Source organism: Neptunicella sp. (assembly GCF_048268085.1).
Taxonomy (GTDB): domain Bacteria; phylum Pseudomonadota; class Gammaproteobacteria; order Enterobacterales; family Alteromonadaceae; genus Neptunicella.
In genome coordinates, this window is sequence record NZ_JBLWWF010000021.1 from 1 (window position 1) to 16126 (window position 16126).

A 16126-nucleotide genomic window follows, 5' to 3' on the forward strand; every position below is an offset into this window, starting at 1 on the left:
CAGCTACCGTGACAGACGAAGTAAACGACTTTGTTGATTGATTTGGATTTGACCGCTAACGCGGCCAAAAAGATAACTAGTACCTATTGACCTACCAGAGGCTCATATGTGTTAGAGCTTTCTTAACCTTTCTTTTACCCATTGGTATTTCTCTGCTAATTTAGCGTCTTGTTTATGCAGACTGACTTTGTCATTTACAATACTAATAATATTTTCAATATCATTGAGTTTATCGAAGTTATTTAGGCATAACCTACCTTTATCTATAAATGTAAAGCTACTTGGTATTTGTAATTTAGAAGTTACCTTTTCGGCTCTTTCTGAAAATAATATACGCGGGACGTTAGCCTCTTTACTTTCAATATAATAAGCATTATTCATTGCCGGCCCAAATATGCCTCCATCTTCGTGATATATATTTCCATAATCTATTCCTCCTCTGACAAAATACCCCATATTTGCCAAGATACTTGATATGGCTGCCATAACAGCATAAACATAGGTTAATGACACAACTGTATTGTCGAACGTAAAAACCAAAGAATCAGAGAATTGAATAGCTTTGATTGCTGCAGGCCCAATATCTACAGGTATTTTTTCATGCTCCTCGATAACGCTATTGATCGATTCAACAGCATCAGGAGTGAAATTATTAATATCAATCAGGATTTTTATCACCCCATGAATTTGACTTAGAATATTTTCTTCCTTTTCCGACTTAAAGACCAGCTCGCCCCAACCTAGAATATCAACAAAAAGTACAAACTTTTCTTCGTATAAACTCATTCGATTTCTCTTTTTTCTAAAGCTTTGCCAAGGGAAAAATGCGAACGTTGTTGGGTTTTGTCCGGTTGGAATCGGTCCCGGCCGCGCTTTTTCACGGCGAACTTAGGCAACTTGCATGGTCGGCAAGTACGATGTCCGCTTTGGGTCGAAACCCGACTTATAACCCAGATTATCAAACAACTTCCATATTGTCTGTTTTTCGCTCTTAGTTGCCATCGGCAATCTCAATTCCAGCCGGATGGGAAGTTATTGAGATCAGTATTCCGGGGCAAATTAAAACAGGGGCAAATTAAAATGGCCCAACCTTGCAAAGCGAGGGTGGGCCATAGACTATTTAACGGTGTTTATAATTCTTCCAGTTTTTTGATATAGGCATCCGGGCTGAATTCACGGCCGAGGAAGTCCTTCACAAATTCGCGGGCGGGTTTACTGCCCGCTGCGCCCAGCACTTTATCGCGGTATTCCTTGGCAACGGCTTTATTACGCAAGCCTTCTTTTTCAAAACGACTGAATAAATCGGTCGCGATGGCCAGTGACCATTGATAGGTGTAATAGTCCGAACCATAACCGTTTAGATGACCAAAGCTGCAGTAAAAATGCGTCCCTTCAACATAAGGATAGGGGGCAAATTTATCCTCTAGCGATTTCATCATTGGAAATAATTCAAAACTGGCGGGATCTTTGTCGTAATAGTTCAATGCCAGATTGGCATAAAAAATTTGTGTCGCGGTGCCAGTGGCCAAGCCAAAATCACGGGCTTTGTTCATTTTCTCGACCAGCGCTTTGGGAATCGTTTCGCCCTTGTCATTAGTGGCAAAATTTTTCAGGGTGTCGTAATCCCATACCCATTCTTCGAGCATTTGTGAGGGGGCTTCAACAAAATCCCGTTCCATGCTCATGCCGGTAATGGAATACCATTTCCGGTTGCCGGAAAACATATTATGCAGCAGGTGGCCAAACTCATGCAGAAAGGTTTCGACCTGATTATGTTCCATCAATCCTTTAGGGAAGTTGGTCGCCAGCCCGGATAGGGGGATTTGCTTGTCTTTTATACCGGCGCGCAATGTCCAGTGCGCTGCATGTTTATATTTGTCCGCGCGGGGATGATCGTCCAGATAAAAACGGCCAATAATTTTGCCATTTTCAAGCATTTCGTAAGACTCCACATCGTCATTCCAGACGGTGGTTTTCCAAGGCCGAATTTTGACTCCGAACAAATCTTCAGTCAGGCCAAAAATGCCGTCACGCACTTTGTCATAGCGGAAATACTGGCGCACTTCTTTGGAATCTAGCGCGTAATCTTCCTGACGTAACAAATTTTGCAAATAACCGGCTTGCCACACTTGTACTTGTTTGGCTGTTGGATCAATTTTTTTCAGGCGAGCGAGTAAAATCGCAAGCTCTTTTTTTACCGGACCTTGTGCAGCCGTCCCGACTTTAGTTAAAAAGGCTTGAGCATGCGCCGGATCGCCCATCATTTTACTGTCCATCGATAAGGCAGCGTAGTTATCAAAGCCCAGCAGGTGGGCCAGTTCATCGCGTTTCTCAATCAATTTCTTGAGAATCGCTTCATTGACCGGATAAGCTCTATCCCGTGAGGCTATGCGTAGTTGATGACGCAGGTCATCATCGTCTGCGTAGGTCATTACCGGGAATAAGTCAGGGTAGTCTGTCGTGATTTTAATCATGCCATCGGCATCCGCGGGGTGGCTGTCGATAAAGTCCTGTGGCAAGCCTGCCAGTTGCTCCTTGGTCGCCATTACAACGCGCACATCCTCGCGAATGTTTTGATCGAATTGATTGCCGATTTCGGTAATTTGTTGTTGCAAGGCCCGGATTTTGGCGCGGGTCGCATCATCTTTGTCGACGCCGGCGCGGCGGAAGTCATTTAATTCCTTTTCCAGCATATATTTTTCACTACCTTGCAATTGACTTATGTCAATGGCCGCCAGACGATCATAATACCCTCTGGACAGTCCCACGCTGCTGTAAAAATCTGAAATATGCTCACTGCATTTGGTGGCGGCATCACGCACCGCTGCATCAGGATGTACGGCTTTCATATACCATGCATGGTTGACGGGCAATAGCACATCATTGATATGGTCAAAGGCACCCATTACCGACTGCAAGGTCGCCGGTCCGGTTGATTTTTCTATTGCGGTAAATTCGGTTTTGGCCTGTTCCAGTTGCTTGTCACACAAGGCGGTAAATTGCTCACCACTCAAAGTCGGGTCGATACCCGTGATCAGCATGCTGTGTTCGCCTGCGAAGGCCTCGAGTGAGCTGGTTGCCAGACAGGCTGCCAGCGCGAAAGGTAAAAGTGCTGTTTTCATGTTGTCCCTCTTGTTTTTATTACCCCTTGGCGGGGATATTCTTGTGGTCAAACTCATTATTGCTAACAGCCCAGTATAATTGCCATTTTTTTAAAAAGTCGAATAGCAAGGTGCCGTAATTGTAAAGTAATGTGATCAATGGGGGGAATGGAGAGATCGAATGACGACGTTTATATCCGGCAACTAACCCCTGTGCCCAATTTACACTCTCCGTTATGGTGGAGTCTTGATGCGCCTTTTGCGGCTTGAGCAAGTAATAAATTTAACAGATAGTTAAAAATCACAATGGCACTGGTTGGCCTGTTTCAGTTAGGGTGGTGTGTCGAATAGCCGCTTTGGATCTTGGATGCAATTAGCGTAATAATCCAAGCCGTGGCTTTTTCTAAAATGAGATTAAATAGGTATCAAATGAAATTTAGAGCGTTAGGACAACCTGGCTTTACGGTCAGTGAAGTCGGATTGGGTTGCTGGCAATTAGGTGGCGACTGGGGTCAGGACTTTAGTCAACAGCAGGCTTTTTCAATTTTAGAGGCGGCACTGGAGAGTGGCGTGAGTTTTCTCGATACCGCTGATGTCTACGGCGGTGGCAAGAGCGAACAGCTAATCGGTCAATTCTTGCAACAGACGGATCGACAAGTCAAAGTGGCGACCAAGTTTGGACGGGGCGGGGATGTGTTCCCGGATAACTACACCGAGCAAGCGCTGCGTGAGGGGGTAGAAGCCTCAATTCAGCGTTTGGGGGTTGAGAGTCTGGATCTTGTCCAGTTACATTGTGTGCCTACCGAGGTATTACGCGACGGAGCCATTTTTGACTGGCTGCGTAATTTAAAGCAGCAAGGATTAATTCAGCATTTTGGTGCCAGTGTGGAAACTGTTGAAGAAGGACTGATTTGTCTCGAACAGCAGGGGTTATTGTCGTTGCAGGTTATTTTTAATCTGTACCGTCAAAAATTGGTTAAAGAGCTGCTGCCGCAAGCTAAAGACAAAGGGGTGGGTATTATTGTTCGCTTACCGCTGGCCAGCGGTTTATTAAGTGGTAAATTCACTACCGATACTCGCTTTCATGAGTCTGATCATCGTAATTTCAACCAGAATGGTGAATGTTTTAACGTGGGTGAGACTTTTGCTGGTTTACCGTTTAATAAAGGCGTAGAGCTGACCGAACAACTCAAACAATACGCGCCTGCCGGAGTCAGTATGGCGCAATTGGCGTTACGTTGGATCCTTGATCATGATGCGGTATCTACCATTATTCCCGGTGCCAGTTCAGCGGATCAGGCACAAGCCAATGCCGCTATTTCAGCGTTACCTCCATTGAGTGATGAATTGCATCTGGCGTTAAGTGATTTTTATCATGCCCAAGTGCACCAGCATATACGCGGTCAGTATTAATCCCGTCGGCCCAATGCCGATTGATTGATCCCGAAATCGCCACATAGTTGATTATGTGGCGATTTTTTATTGCAGCCCGTTTAAATTTAATTAAATTACCCCATTTAGCCCTTACTTATTTCGCTCAGACTATTCCGAATGTATCAAACCATCCAAAACCAGTTATTAAAGCTTAAAAATAACCGCATTTTTGAATTATTTGTGGTGTCAGTCATTATCGTGTCGGCGCTGGAAATTGGCGCTAAAACCTATGATCTGCCGCCAATTGCGGCCACGATGACGTATTTTCTGGATTTGTTTATTACGGTCTTTTTTCTGTTTGAAATCAGCGTGCGTTTTATTGCCGAACCGAATAAACGGGCCTTTTTTAAATCGGGTTGGAATATCTTTGATACCTTGGTGGTACTCGTTAGCTTAATTCCCATTCAAGATACCGAAATGGCGCTATTGGCGCGGTTGGTGCGAGTCTTTCGGGTGTTGCGAATGGTGTCAATTATCCCTGAACTGCGTATTTTGATTAACTCATTGCTCAGAGCGCTGCCACAGTTAGGTTATGTGGTGTTACTGATGTTTATTATTTTTTATATGTACGCTGCTGTGGGCAGTTTCTTGTTTAAAGACATCAATAACGATTTATGGGGCAATATTGCCATTTCGATGCTGACCTTATTCCGGGTAATGACCTTTGAGGACTGGACCGATATTCAATACGAAACCATGGATGTTTATCCATTTAGCTGGATTTATTACCTGACGTTTATCTTTTTCACGGCATTTGCTTTTTTAAATATGGTGATTGGCATCGTGGTTAATGTCATGGAACAAGAGCATGCTAAAGCCAGACAGGCTAGTGATACTGAGCCTAGTATAAGTGAGTTACAGCGGGAAATTCTTGAGTTAAAAGCGATGGTACGCGGTTTAGCAGACAAAAAGAGTGATTAAGATTGTTTTATCAACGTCAGACTAAACCCTTTACCGTTGTTATCCCGCACATCGACTTGCAGTTCAGATGCGGAGATTAAGCGATATTCAATCTGATTCGGAAAGTCGTGGTCAGGATTGTCAAATCGTACTTGATGGTCACTACACTGAGTCAGTTTAAACGCGATGGGCAGCGGATTATGCTTTACCTTGGCGAGGTAAAATAGTTCACCATTCATCGACAGCAGACGCAAACTTTCCTGCGCAACGTTTTTGCCATCTTTTATGGTGCTTCCAGTACCTTCAAATGTGTCGGCTGAAAGTTGCTGCCACACCTCGTTAATTTGCGTCTTTTGACCTTGGGTAGACCAGTAACCAACCAGCCATTGATAGTGATTGGCTTGATGACAATCAGCCAGCGCTATTGGAAAATAAAAACTTAACACTACATATGAAACTAAGGTGTGTCGCATAACTAACTCGTTAATGAAGCTGTTGCTTGGCGGCTTTTTTTGATAGCTTAGCGGCAATTTAATAACTTACCAGCCAATTAGGTTGAGATCCTGCTATGTTTTGTCCATTTTGTTCGGCTCAGGAAACCAAAGTCATTGACTCCAGATTAGTGGCGGAGGGACATCAGGTACGTAGACGCCGTGAATGCATTAGTTGCCATGAGCGATTTACCACTTTTGAAACGGCGGAACTTGTCCTGCCTCGCGTTGTGAAGCGGGATGGTTCACGGGAACCCTACAATGAAGACAAGCTACGTGCGGGTCTGCAAAGAGCATTGGAAAAACGCCCGGTGGATACCGAAAAAGTCGAAGAATGCATCAACCGGATTAAGTCTGCGTTGCGTGCTACCGGTGAACGGGAAGTCAGCAGCGAGCTAGTCGGCAACCTGATCATGGATGGTTTGAAAGAGCTGGATAAAGTCGCTTATGTCCGTTTTGCCTCGGTGTATCGCTCCTTTGAAGATATTCGTGAGTTTGGGGAAGAAATCGCCCGTTTAGGAGACTGACATTGTCATCATTTAGTGTGCAAGACTACCGCATGATGAATCTGGCACTGCAGCAAGCCGCGCAAGGTGCCTATACCACTTCTCCTAATCCGATGGTGGGCTGTGTAATTGTTAGTCCAGCAGGCGATATTGTCGGTCAGGGTTGGCATCAGCAAGCCGGAACGCCTCACGCCGAAGTCCACGCCTTGCAACAAGCCGGTGAAAAAGCCACTGGAGCGACCGCGTACGTCACACTTGAGCCATGCAGTCATTATGGGCGCACACCGCCTTGCGCTAATGCGTTAATCAAAGCCGGTATTAAAAAAGTGATTTGTGCCATGGTGGATCCCAATCCACAAGTATCAGGGCGCGGCCTTGAGTTACTTGCGGCAGCGGGGATCGAAACCGCCTATGGATTGCTGGAACCACAAGCCTTGGAACTGAATCGAGGTTTTGTGAAAAGAATGCAACAGGGTAAACCTTTTGTAACGCTAAAAATGGCCGCCAGTGTGGACGGAAAAACCGCGCTACAGAATGGTCAAAGTCAATGGATCACCGGTCCCGCAGCACGTCAGGATGTACAACATTATCGAGCTCGATATTGCGCTATTTTAACGGGTTCCGGTACCGTATTGGCTGATGATCCGTTACTCAATGTGCGTTTGGAGGACATCAGTCAGCCAGTCACTTATTTAGATTCGGGCAAAGTTCGCCAACCCTTGCGCGTTATTGTGGACAGCGACAATAAAGTGTCCAGTCAACATCGCATTGTTAATCAAGGTGACGCGGTGTTATTAGCCAATAAAACCCGTAATAGCCAACCTTTTGGCGACAATGTCAGCCAATGGCAAGGCCCGGAAAACTTGCTGGGTAAAATCGATCTTGATGTATTGTTAAGTCATTTAGGTCAATCAGACATTAATTCAGTGTGGGTAGAGGCGGGGGCCGGTCTTGCCGGTGCATTGCTGGAAGCCAAGCTAGTGGATGAAATAATACTCTATATCGCCCCTAAAATTATGGGTGACAAGAGCCGTAATTTATTAAATTTGCCATTGTTTGAACGCATGCAGCAAGCGATTGAGTTACAATGGCAAGATGTTCGACAGGTTGGTGATGATTTAAAAATTGTTGCTAAGCCGATTTATCAATAGGTTTTTATGTTTACAGGAATTATCGCCGCTACCGGTAAAATTGAGAGTTTACAAAATAATGGCACGGATGTTCGATTACGGGTCAATGTGGGTAAACTGGATATGGCCGATGTGGCCTTAGGCGACAGTATTGCTACCAACGGGGTATGTTTGACTGTGGTTGAGTTTGACTCACAGCATTTTAGTGCCGATGTCTCATCGGAAACAATAACCCGAAGTGGTTTTGCCCATTATGCCAACGGTCAGGGGGTTAATCTGGAAAAGGCCATGTTACCGACCTCACGTTTTGGTGGCCACATTGTCAGTGGACACGTCGATGGTGTCGGTGAGGTGAAAAGTATTGATGACAAAGGTAAAGCTGTTGAAATATGGATTAATGCCCCCACTAACTTGGCCAGATACATTGCCGAAAAAGGGTCGATAACGGTCGATGGTGTCAGTTTGACGGTTAATCAAGTGGATGGTGCGGCATTTCGGCTCACCCTTGTACCGCACACCATGCAAGAAACCATTATTGGTAGTTATCAGCCCGGCAGCAAAGTGAACCTTGAAGTTGACGTTATCGCCCGTTATCTGGAACGTCTGATGCTAGGCGACAAGGCTGCTGAATCGACGGCGAAAAATGATATTAGCTTAGCCTTTTTGGCCGAACACGGTTATTTAAAATAAAAGCTATCTAAAATAATAATTACCTACAGTAAAGGTCATATAACACTATGCTCAATACCACCGCAGAGATCCTGGAAGATATTCGTCAGGGGAAAATGGTTATTTTGATGGATGATGAAGATCGCGAGAACGAAGGCGATCTTATCATGGCGGCTGAACATGTTACTCCGCAAGCGATTAATTTTATGGTCACTCATGCCCGTGGGTTAGTGTGTATGCCGATGACGGAAGAACGCTGTCGTCGTTTGAATTTACCCTTGATGGTGACCAACAATGGTGCGCAGTTCAGCACCAATTTTACCGTGTCAATAGAAGCCGCCACGGGGGTCACTACCGGAATCTCTGCCGCTGATCGAGCCAGAACGATTCAAGCTGCGGTCGCGGTTGATGCCAAAGCCAGTGATATTGTTCAACCGGGGCATATTTTTCCATTAATTGCCAAGCAGGGCGGTGTATTGAATCGCGCAGGTCATACCGAAGCTGGCGTTGATTTAGCCAGACTAGCCGGGTGCGAACCCGCCAGTGTGATTGTTGAAGTGCTCAATGAAGATGGCAGCATGGCGCGTCGTCCTGAGTTGGAAGTATTTGCCGCCAAACACAACATTAAAATCGGTACCATAGCCGATTTAATCGAATATCGTAATTTGCATGAAACCACGATTGAAAAGATTGCCGAATGTAAATTACCTACTGAATACGGTGAGTTTGATTTAATCACCTACAAAGATGCCATCGATAATCAATTACATTACGCATTGCGCAATGGCGCGGTTCAGGCACAGCAGCCGACGCTGGTAAGGGTACATTTGCAAGATACATTCAGCGATATGCTGGGGTCGGTAAGGTCTGTGGAACGCAGTATGAGTTTACCCAGTGCCATGAAAGTGATTGGTGAACAGGGGGGCGTTTTGGTGATTCTGGGTAAGAAAGAATCCGAGCAAGACATTGTGCAGAAGATTCATCAATTTGCGGCTGAAGATAGAGGTGAGCAACCGGCTGGTGCAACTTGGCGCGGCAGTTCACGTACGGTCGGAGTAGGGTGCCAGATATTGGCCTCACTTGGCGTACACAAGATGCGTTTGTTAAGTAAACCGAAAAAATATTCTGCATTATCCGGTTACGGGCTGGAAATTGTTGAATATGTTTACGAGTAATATTGGCGAGTAAATTCGACCTAGTAAAATACTCATCCCTGATTGGGATGTTCCATGCTATAATGTGCGCCGCATTTTTTCGGCAGGTTTTTTGGACAGGAAAGCAATATGAATATCATCGAAGGTAATATCCGCGCAACAGGTAAAAAATTTGCCATTGTTGTTTCTCGTTTTAACAGTTTTGTGGTTGAAAGTCTGGTTGACGGTGCCTTGGATGCGCTTGAGCGCCACGGGGAAGTCAATGATCAGGATATTACCTTGGTGCGAGTGCCTGGCGCTTATGAATTGCCTCTGATTGCTAAAAAATTAGCCGAATCGAAAAAATTTGACGCTATCATCGCCTTAGGTGCGGTTATTCGCGGTGGTACTCCACATTTTGATTTTGTGGCTGGTGAATGTAACAAAGGTCTAGCGCAAGTATCGCTAGAGTATGGCATTCCCGTGTCATTTGGTGTGATCACCACCGACAGTATTGAACAGGCTATTGAGCGTTCTGGTACCAAAGCCGGAAATAAAGGTGCTGATGCCGCGTTAGGTGCACTTGAAATGGTCAATGTTGTTGCCCAGATTGCCGGGGAATAATCGATGAAACCTGCGGTAATGAAACCGGCGGCGCGACGTCAAGCCAGAGAACTGGCTTTGCAAGCAGTGTATTCATGGCAGATGACCGGTAATCCGGTCAAGCAAATTGAACTGCACATGGCAACCACCAATGATATGACTAAAGTGGATATGGCTTATTTTCAGGAATTACTGAATCAAGTCGTGGCTCGCGTAGATGAACTGGATAAAAAAATAAAACCGTATCTTGGCCGTTTACCGGAAGAACTGGATCCGGTGGAAAAAGCGATTATTCGGATTGCCACTTATGAATTGCAACATCGTATTGATGTACCTTTTAAAGTTGTCATTAACGAAGCGATTGAACTTGCCAAGTCTTTTGGTGCCGAAGAAAGTCACAAGTTTGTTAATGGTGTGCTGGATAAAGCCATTCACTACTTCCGTAAACACGAACAAGCCGAATAAAAATATAACGTGAAAGAATTTACGATTATCGATAGCTTCTTTAAGCAAAGAAGCTATCAACGCAAGGATGTCCTGATCGGTATTGGTGACGATTGTGCGGTCAGCTCTGTTGCTGCCGGACAAAATCTGGCCGTTACTACTGATACACTCGTCAATGGTGTGCATTTCCCAGAGAATACTTCACCTCAAGCGATAGCCCACAAAGCGGTGGCGGTTAATTTAAGTGATTTGGCTGCAATGGGAGCCGAACCGGCGTGGATTAATTTGTCGCTTTCAATCCCTCAAGTGGATGAACAATGGCTGGACGAATTTTCACAAGGCATGCGTGAGCTGTGTGAGTATTATTCCGTGCAGTTAATTGGTGGTGATACGGTCAAAGGACCACTGAGTATCACGATTACCGCGATGGGGTTTATCCCCGAACAGCAAGCCTTAACTCGCAGTGGTGCCAAACCTGGTGACTTGCTATATGTAACCGGAACACTTGGCGATGCTGCCTTGGGGCTGGACATTGTCCAGAACAAGGTGGAAGTGCCGTATAAGTTTCGCGAATCTTTAACCAATCGACTTAATTTTCCTACCCCACGAGTATTGGCTGGTACTACGTTACGTCGCCTGGCTACTGCCTGTATTGATGTCTCAGACGGTTTATTGTCTGACCTCAAACATATACTAAAAGCGTCGAACTGTGGTGCGGTGGTGAATCTGGATAAAGTGCCGTTATCTCAAGCCCTGCTGGAAAGCGTTGAGCCTCAGGATGGTCTTGAGTATGCGCTAGTAGGTGGGGACGACTACGAGTTGTTATTTTGTATCCCGGAAGAACAGAAAGGCAACCTGGATCGCGCCTTATTGCATTCTAATGTGGCCGTCACCTGTATCGGACAAATGACTGGTCAACCCGGCAAACTGGAGTTGCAGCTGAATAAGCAGCCATTTGAATTTAATGTTCGTGGCTATGAACACTTTAGTGAATAGTTGATTAAAGTGGATAAGCAACTCAGACAACGAATAAAACTAACCCATCCCGCACATTTTCTTGCTTTAGGTTTTGGATCCGGACTTGCGCCTTTTATGCCCGGAACCTTCGGTACATTGGCAGCCATCCCATTGTATTGGTTACTTAGCGATATAACGCTGAGTGTGTATATTGCTGTGGTAGTGATGAGTTCCATTGCAGGCATCTGGATCTGTGGGCGTACTGCTATCGATATGGGAGTACATGATCATTCTGCCATTGTGTGGGATGAAGTCGCCGGTTTCCTGATCACCATGATTGCGGTTCCCCTCAGTTTAACTAATGTGATTGCCGGTTTTATACTATTTCGACTGTTCGATATTCTTAAACCATGGCCAATTAGCTACCTGGATAAGCATATTCACGGTGGGTTTGGCATTATGGCCGATGATGTGTTGGCCGGTATTTTCGCCATGCTGTCCATGCACGGCATGCTGTATTTGGGCTGGATTGGTTAGTTTCGGGCTACGAGCTACGAGCTAAATCTAAAACTGGATCTGCTTAAGCTTCAACCTCCTGTTCATCCTGAGCGTGAGGCACGAACTGTCGAAGGAATGAAAAGAGTCACATTTCAGTGCTCTCTGAGTCTCTGCGAGAGGATATTTTGCTTTTAGCTCGTAGCCCGTAGCTCGCCACTCGGAGCTAATTTTGCCTATTTAAATGCCTGAATTTTATTAATTATTCCTTGGGTATCCAGCCCCAGCTCGGCATACATTTGTTCTTGGGTGCCTTGCAGAATAAATTGATCCGGAAGCCCAATTTTAAGTAATGAAATACTGTGTTTTTGGTCTTGCAGATATTCGCCGACAGCACTGCCAGCACCGCCCATAATCGCATTGTCTTCCACCGTAACAATCATCTCGTGGTGTTGAACTAACTCATCAATAATCTGAGTGTCCAGCGGTTTAACAAAACGCATGTCTATCAGGGTGGCATCCAGCTGTTCGGCCGCTTCACTGGCAAACCCGATTAAGGTACCAAAATTCAGGATCGCAATAGTGTTACCTTGGCGACGAGTGGTGGATTTGCCAATAGGTAATAGTTGCATGCTTTTATCAATAACCGTTCCGATCCCGCTGCCACGAGGATAACGCACAGCTGCAGGTCCTTGGTGTTGATAACCGGTGTACAACATTTGGCGACATTCATTTTCATCCGAAGGGGTCATTATCACCATATTGGGAATACAGCGCATAAAGGAAATATCAAACGCCCCTTGATGGGTCGGGCCGTCGGCACCCACTATACCGGCGCGGTCAATAGCAAATAACACCGATAGATTTTGTAGTGCAACATCATGGATCAACTGATCATAAGCGCGTTGTAAAAATGTCGAATAAATAGCGACTACCGGATTCAGTCCTTCACGGGCAAGTCCTGCTGCTAAGGTCACCGCATGTTGCTCAGCAATGGCTACATCAAAATATTGCTGTGGGTACTGTTTGGAAAACTGCACCATCCCCGAACCTTCACGCATGGCCGGTGTGATAGCCATTAAGGTGTCATCTTGGGCAGCCATATCACATAGCCAATCACCAAAAATGGCCGAGAAATTTATTTTACTGCTGGTGGATTTGGGCAAGCTGTCTTCAGCAGGGTTAAATTTAGGCACCGCATGGTATTTAATCGGATCTTTTTCGGCGCTTTCGAAGCCTTTGCCTTTTTTGGTGACCACATGCAAAATTTGCGGACCATCCATATTGCGCATATTACGCAATGTATCAACGATGCCATTGACATCGTGACCATCAATAGGGCCGATGTAGTTAAAGCCTAATTCCTCAAAAATGGTACCGGGAACCACCATGCCTTTAATATGCTCTTCAGCGCGGCTCGCAAATTCTTTAATAGGGGGAACAGTATTGAGTAATTTTTTGCTGCCTTCACGAATACTATTAAACAAATTGCCTGTGAGAAGTTTGGCCAGATGACTATTTAACGCGCCAACATTCTCCGAAATTGACATTTCGTTATCATTTAAAATCACCAGCATGTCTTTGTTAATATCACCCGCATGGTTAAGTGCTTCAAACGCCATACCGGCAGTTAATGCACCATCACCAATGACGGCAACCACTTTACGGCCTTTATTTTCTTTTTCAGCCGCGATAGCCATGCCTAAGGCTGCGCTGATTGAAGTGGAGGAATGCCCCACTGCAAAGGTGTCATAGTCACTCTCTGGTGGCCATGGGAAGGGGTGTAAACCATTTTTTTGGCGAATGGTCGGCATTGCTGCGCGGCGCCCGGTTAATATTTTATGCGGGTAGGCTTGATGACCTACATCCCATATGAGCCGATCAAAAGGGGTTTTATAGACGTAATGCAGAGCGACTGTCAGTTCAACCGTGCCTAAACCTGAGGCAAAATGCCCGCTACTCATACTCACACTGGTGAGTAAATATTGACGTAATTCGTCGGCTAATTTACGCAGTTTATCCTGCGGTAACTGACGCAGTTCTTCAGGGGTATTGGCCAACGCCAGTACAGGGTAATGCTCTAAGTCTAGGCTCATGAATGTATAATTATTAGTGATCGCGTTGAATAATATAAGCAGTAAAAGACTGCAATAATTGGGTATTGTAAGGCAAAGCGTGCAAAGCTTGTAGTGCTTGATTATAAAGTGCTAGCGCTTCATTTTGAGCATTCTGTAAACCTAGTAACGATGGGTAGGTTGATTTATTGGCCAGTTGGTCGGAACCCTGCGGTTTACCTAAGGTTTCGGTGTCAGCAACCACATCCAGAATATCATCCTGAACTTGAAATGCTAAACCGATGGCATCTGCATAATCGAGTATTATTGCCATCTGGGCAGGTGTCTGGTTGGCCACTAATGCTGCCATTTGTAATGCGGCTTTGATTAATGCTCCGGTCTTTTTATGATGTAACTGACGTAATTGTTCAATGCTGATGTGTTTATCGGTACTGGCTAAATCTATCGCCTGACCACCACACATGCCAGCGTAACCGGCTGCTTTTGCCAATGTTCTAATCAGTTCCAGTCGTTGCGGTTCTGCTTCGGCAGATAAGGCTTGTTGACTAAGAATTTCAAATGCCAATGTCTGCAATGCATCGCCGGCCAGAATTGCAGTGGCTTCATTAAAAGCAATATGGCAAGTGGGATGTCCGCGACGCAGATCATCATCATCCATCGCCGGTAAATCATCATGAATAAGCGAATAGGCATGAATACATTCAATTGCCGCGGCACATACATCTAAATCATTAATATTCGCCTGACAGGCTTCACCCATGGCATAGATCAAAAAAGGACGGATGCGTTTACCGCCGGTTAAAAGCCCATAGGCCATGGCCTGTTTTAATTCAGGAGCATGCTCGGGAAGGGCTTGAATATGCTGATCAAGCAGAGCGTTAATTCGCTCAAGATAATGTTGTTGGGAGTGACGCCAGTCCATTATTCGTCTTGGTTATCCTGCTCAAAATCGACTAATTGTTGTGTACCTTGTTGCTGCATCAGGATTTTTACTTTTTGCTCAGCTTCACTGAGTTTGGCCTGACTGTTGCGAGCCAACATAATCCCGCGTTCAAATTGCTGTAACGCTTGATCCAGCTCCAGATCGCCTTGTTCCATTTGCGACACGATACTTTCAAGTTCTTGCAGGGATTGTTCAAAAGACAGGTTTTCGTTTTTTTTCTTGCTGGTCATGGAGTGCCTCATAATGCTGAGCGCACCTTACCTGAGGGGTTAAACGGGGTCAAACAATTTTGACTGACAAAATTGCTTTAGAAATCTGCTTAAACGTCGATAAAATGATGAAATAAGTCATAGACTTAAGTTGCTTAATTTGCGATGCAAAACATTGTGATTGCGTTAATATAGAGCTAATTAAGTGTCTACGGTTGGTCGGATATGCTAGTTCAACTGGCGGGATTTGGAGAATTTAGGTGGATTTAGCAACTATCATTGGTCTTATCGGCTCTATTGGTTTCATCGTGATGGCCATGTTGCTGGGTGGCGAAATGAGCATGTTTATCAACGTGCCGTCGATACTCATCGTATTTTGTGGGTCCTTTTTCGTGGTGATGATTTCTTTTACCCTAGGGCAATTTTTCAATGCCGGTAAAATTGCGGTTAAAGCCTTTATGTTTAAGCTTGAACCGCCGGAAGAGTTGATTCAGCAAATTGTACAAATGGCCGATGCCGCCAGAAAAGGCGGTTTTTTAGCGTTGGAAGAAGCAGAAATTGATTCGCCTTTTATGCAAAAAGGTATCGATATGTTGGTTGATGGGCACGATGTGGATGTGGTGCGCGATACCTTAGCTAAAGATATTGCCATGACCAGCGAAAGACACGAATTTGGTTCGACTATTTTTAAAGGTTTGGGTGATATTGCCCCCGCAATGGGGATGATTGGTACACTGATCGGCTTGGTGGCGATGTTATCTAACATGGATGATCCTAAATCTATCGGTCCGGCGATGGCAGTTGCGTTGTTAACCACCCTATATGGCGCTTTTATGGCTAACGTGATTTGTATTCCTATTGCCGACAAACTCAAAAATCGCGCCGCCCAGGAGAAACTGAACCAGTCGTTAATTCTTGATGGTGTGGTGGGCATTGCCGATGGACAGAACCCCCGCGTCATTGAAGGTTTGCTGAAAAACTATATTGCTGAAAGTAAGCGTGTCGTTGACGCTGAAGAATAATTAAGGCTGAATGA

General features: G+C 45.2%; 17 protein-coding genes. 11 read left to right on the top strand and 6 right to left on the bottom strand.

Annotation, left to right across the window (positions count from 1 at the left end):
• Window positions 1-111: 111 nt before the first annotated feature.
• The gene (locus ACTD55_RS15575; protein ID WP_438865258.1) at window positions 112-786 is read right to left on the bottom strand and encodes a hypothetical protein; all 675 of its coding nucleotides are present in this window, start codon (window positions 784-786) and stop codon (window positions 112-114) included.
• A gap of 344 nt (window positions 787-1130) precedes the next feature.
• Window positions 1131-3122, bottom strand: coding sequence for a M3 family metallopeptidase (locus ACTD55_RS15580; RefSeq protein WP_438865259.1), 1992 nt, complete (start codon window positions 3120-3122; stop codon window positions 1131-1133).
• A gap of 408 nt (window positions 3123-3530) precedes the next feature.
• Here ACTD55_RS15580 and ACTD55_RS15585 point away from each other — a divergent pair, with 408 nt between their 5' ends.
• Together ACTD55_RS15585 and ACTD55_RS15590 are read left to right on the top strand one after the other, a co-directional pair.
• Window positions 3531-4514: an aldo/keto reductase gene (locus ACTD55_RS15585; RefSeq protein WP_438865260.1), complete on the top strand. Its 984-nt coding sequence runs from the start codon at window positions 3531-3533 to the stop codon at window positions 4512-4514.
• Window positions 4515-4652: 138 nt separating this feature from the next.
• A complete protein-coding gene (locus tag ACTD55_RS15590; RefSeq protein WP_438865261.1) occupies window positions 4653-5456 on the top strand; it encodes an ion transporter in 804 nt (267 codons plus the stop codon).
• On the opposite strand, the gene ACTD55_RS15595 is transcribed toward ACTD55_RS15590, so the two are convergent.
• On the bottom strand, window positions 5453-5908 hold the full coding sequence (locus ACTD55_RS15595; RefSeq protein WP_438865262.1) for a DUF6265 family protein: 456 nt from the start codon (window positions 5906-5908) through the stop codon (window positions 5453-5455). The genes ACTD55_RS15590 and ACTD55_RS15595 overlap by 4 nt on opposite strands.
• A gap of 95 nt (window positions 5909-6003) precedes the next feature.
• On the opposite strand from ACTD55_RS15595, the gene nrdR reads away from it, so the two are divergent.
• From nrdR to ACTD55_RS15635, 8 genes are all read left to right on the top strand, one after another.
• Window positions 6004-6453, top strand: coding sequence for a transcriptional regulator NrdR (gene nrdR / locus ACTD55_RS15600; RefSeq protein WP_438865263.1), 450 nt, complete (start codon window positions 6004-6006; stop codon window positions 6451-6453).
• A gap of 2 nt (window positions 6454-6455) precedes the next feature.
• A complete protein-coding gene (ribD, locus tag ACTD55_RS15605; RefSeq protein WP_438865264.1) occupies window positions 6456-7583 on the top strand; it encodes a bifunctional diaminohydroxyphosphoribosylaminopyrimidine deaminase/5-amino-6-(5-phosphoribosylamino)uracil reductase RibD in 1128 nt (375 codons plus the stop codon).
• Between the two features lie 6 nt (window positions 7584-7589).
• A complete protein-coding gene (locus tag ACTD55_RS15610) occupies window positions 7590-8252 on the top strand; it encodes a riboflavin synthase (protein ID WP_438865265.1) in 663 nt (220 codons plus the stop codon).
• Window positions 8253-8299: 47 nt separating this feature from the next.
• Complete coding sequence (ribBA, locus tag ACTD55_RS15615; protein ID WP_438865266.1) at window positions 8300-9406, top strand: bifunctional 3,4-dihydroxy-2-butanone-4-phosphate synthase/GTP cyclohydrolase II; 1107 nt, start codon at window positions 8300-8302, stop codon at window positions 9404-9406.
• Between the two features lie 108 nt (window positions 9407-9514).
• Complete coding sequence (ribH, locus tag ACTD55_RS15620) at window positions 9515-9988, top strand: 6,7-dimethyl-8-ribityllumazine synthase (RefSeq protein WP_438865267.1); 474 nt, start codon at window positions 9515-9517, stop codon at window positions 9986-9988.
• 18 nt (window positions 9989-10006) lie between these two features.
• Window positions 10007-10432, top strand: a complete 426-nt coding sequence (gene nusB, locus ACTD55_RS15625) for a transcription antitermination factor NusB (RefSeq protein ID WP_438865324.1) — start codon at window positions 10007-10009, stop codon at window positions 10430-10432.
• A gap of 9 nt (window positions 10433-10441) precedes the next feature.
• Window positions 10442-11407, top strand: a complete 966-nt coding sequence (thiL, locus tag ACTD55_RS15630; protein WP_438865268.1) for a thiamine-phosphate kinase — start codon at window positions 10442-10444, stop codon at window positions 11405-11407.
• Window positions 11408-11416: 9 nt separating this feature from the next.
• Window positions 11417-11905, top strand: coding sequence for a phosphatidylglycerophosphatase A family protein (locus ACTD55_RS15635; protein WP_438865269.1), 489 nt, complete (start codon window positions 11417-11419; stop codon window positions 11903-11905).
• A gap of 194 nt (window positions 11906-12099) precedes the next feature.
• Here ACTD55_RS15635 and dxs read toward each other — a convergent pair whose 3' ends face one another.
• The 3 genes from dxs to ACTD55_RS15650 are packed head-to-tail and all read right to left on the bottom strand — an operon-like array spanning window position 12100 to window position 15111.
• Entirely contained in the window at window positions 12100-13959 is a 1860-nt protein-coding gene (gene dxs / locus ACTD55_RS15640) for a 1-deoxy-D-xylulose-5-phosphate synthase (protein WP_438865270.1), read from the bottom strand.
• 13 nt (window positions 13960-13972) lie between these two features.
• Window positions 13973-14860: a (2E,6E)-farnesyl diphosphate synthase gene (ispA, locus tag ACTD55_RS15645; RefSeq protein WP_438865271.1), complete on the bottom strand. Its 888-nt coding sequence runs from the start codon at window positions 14858-14860 to the stop codon at window positions 13973-13975.
• A complete protein-coding gene (locus ACTD55_RS15650) occupies window positions 14860-15111 on the bottom strand; it encodes an exodeoxyribonuclease VII small subunit (protein ID WP_438865272.1) in 252 nt (83 codons plus the stop codon). The genes ispA and ACTD55_RS15650 overlap by 1 nt, the downstream gene beginning before the upstream one ends.
• Before the next feature lie 239 nt (window positions 15112-15350).
• On the opposite strand from ACTD55_RS15650, the gene pomA reads away from it, so the two are divergent.
• Complete coding sequence (pomA, locus tag ACTD55_RS15655; protein ID WP_438865273.1) at window positions 15351-16112, top strand: flagellar motor protein PomA; 762 nt, start codon at window positions 15351-15353, stop codon at window positions 16110-16112.
• Window positions 16113-16126: the final 14 nt, after the last annotated feature.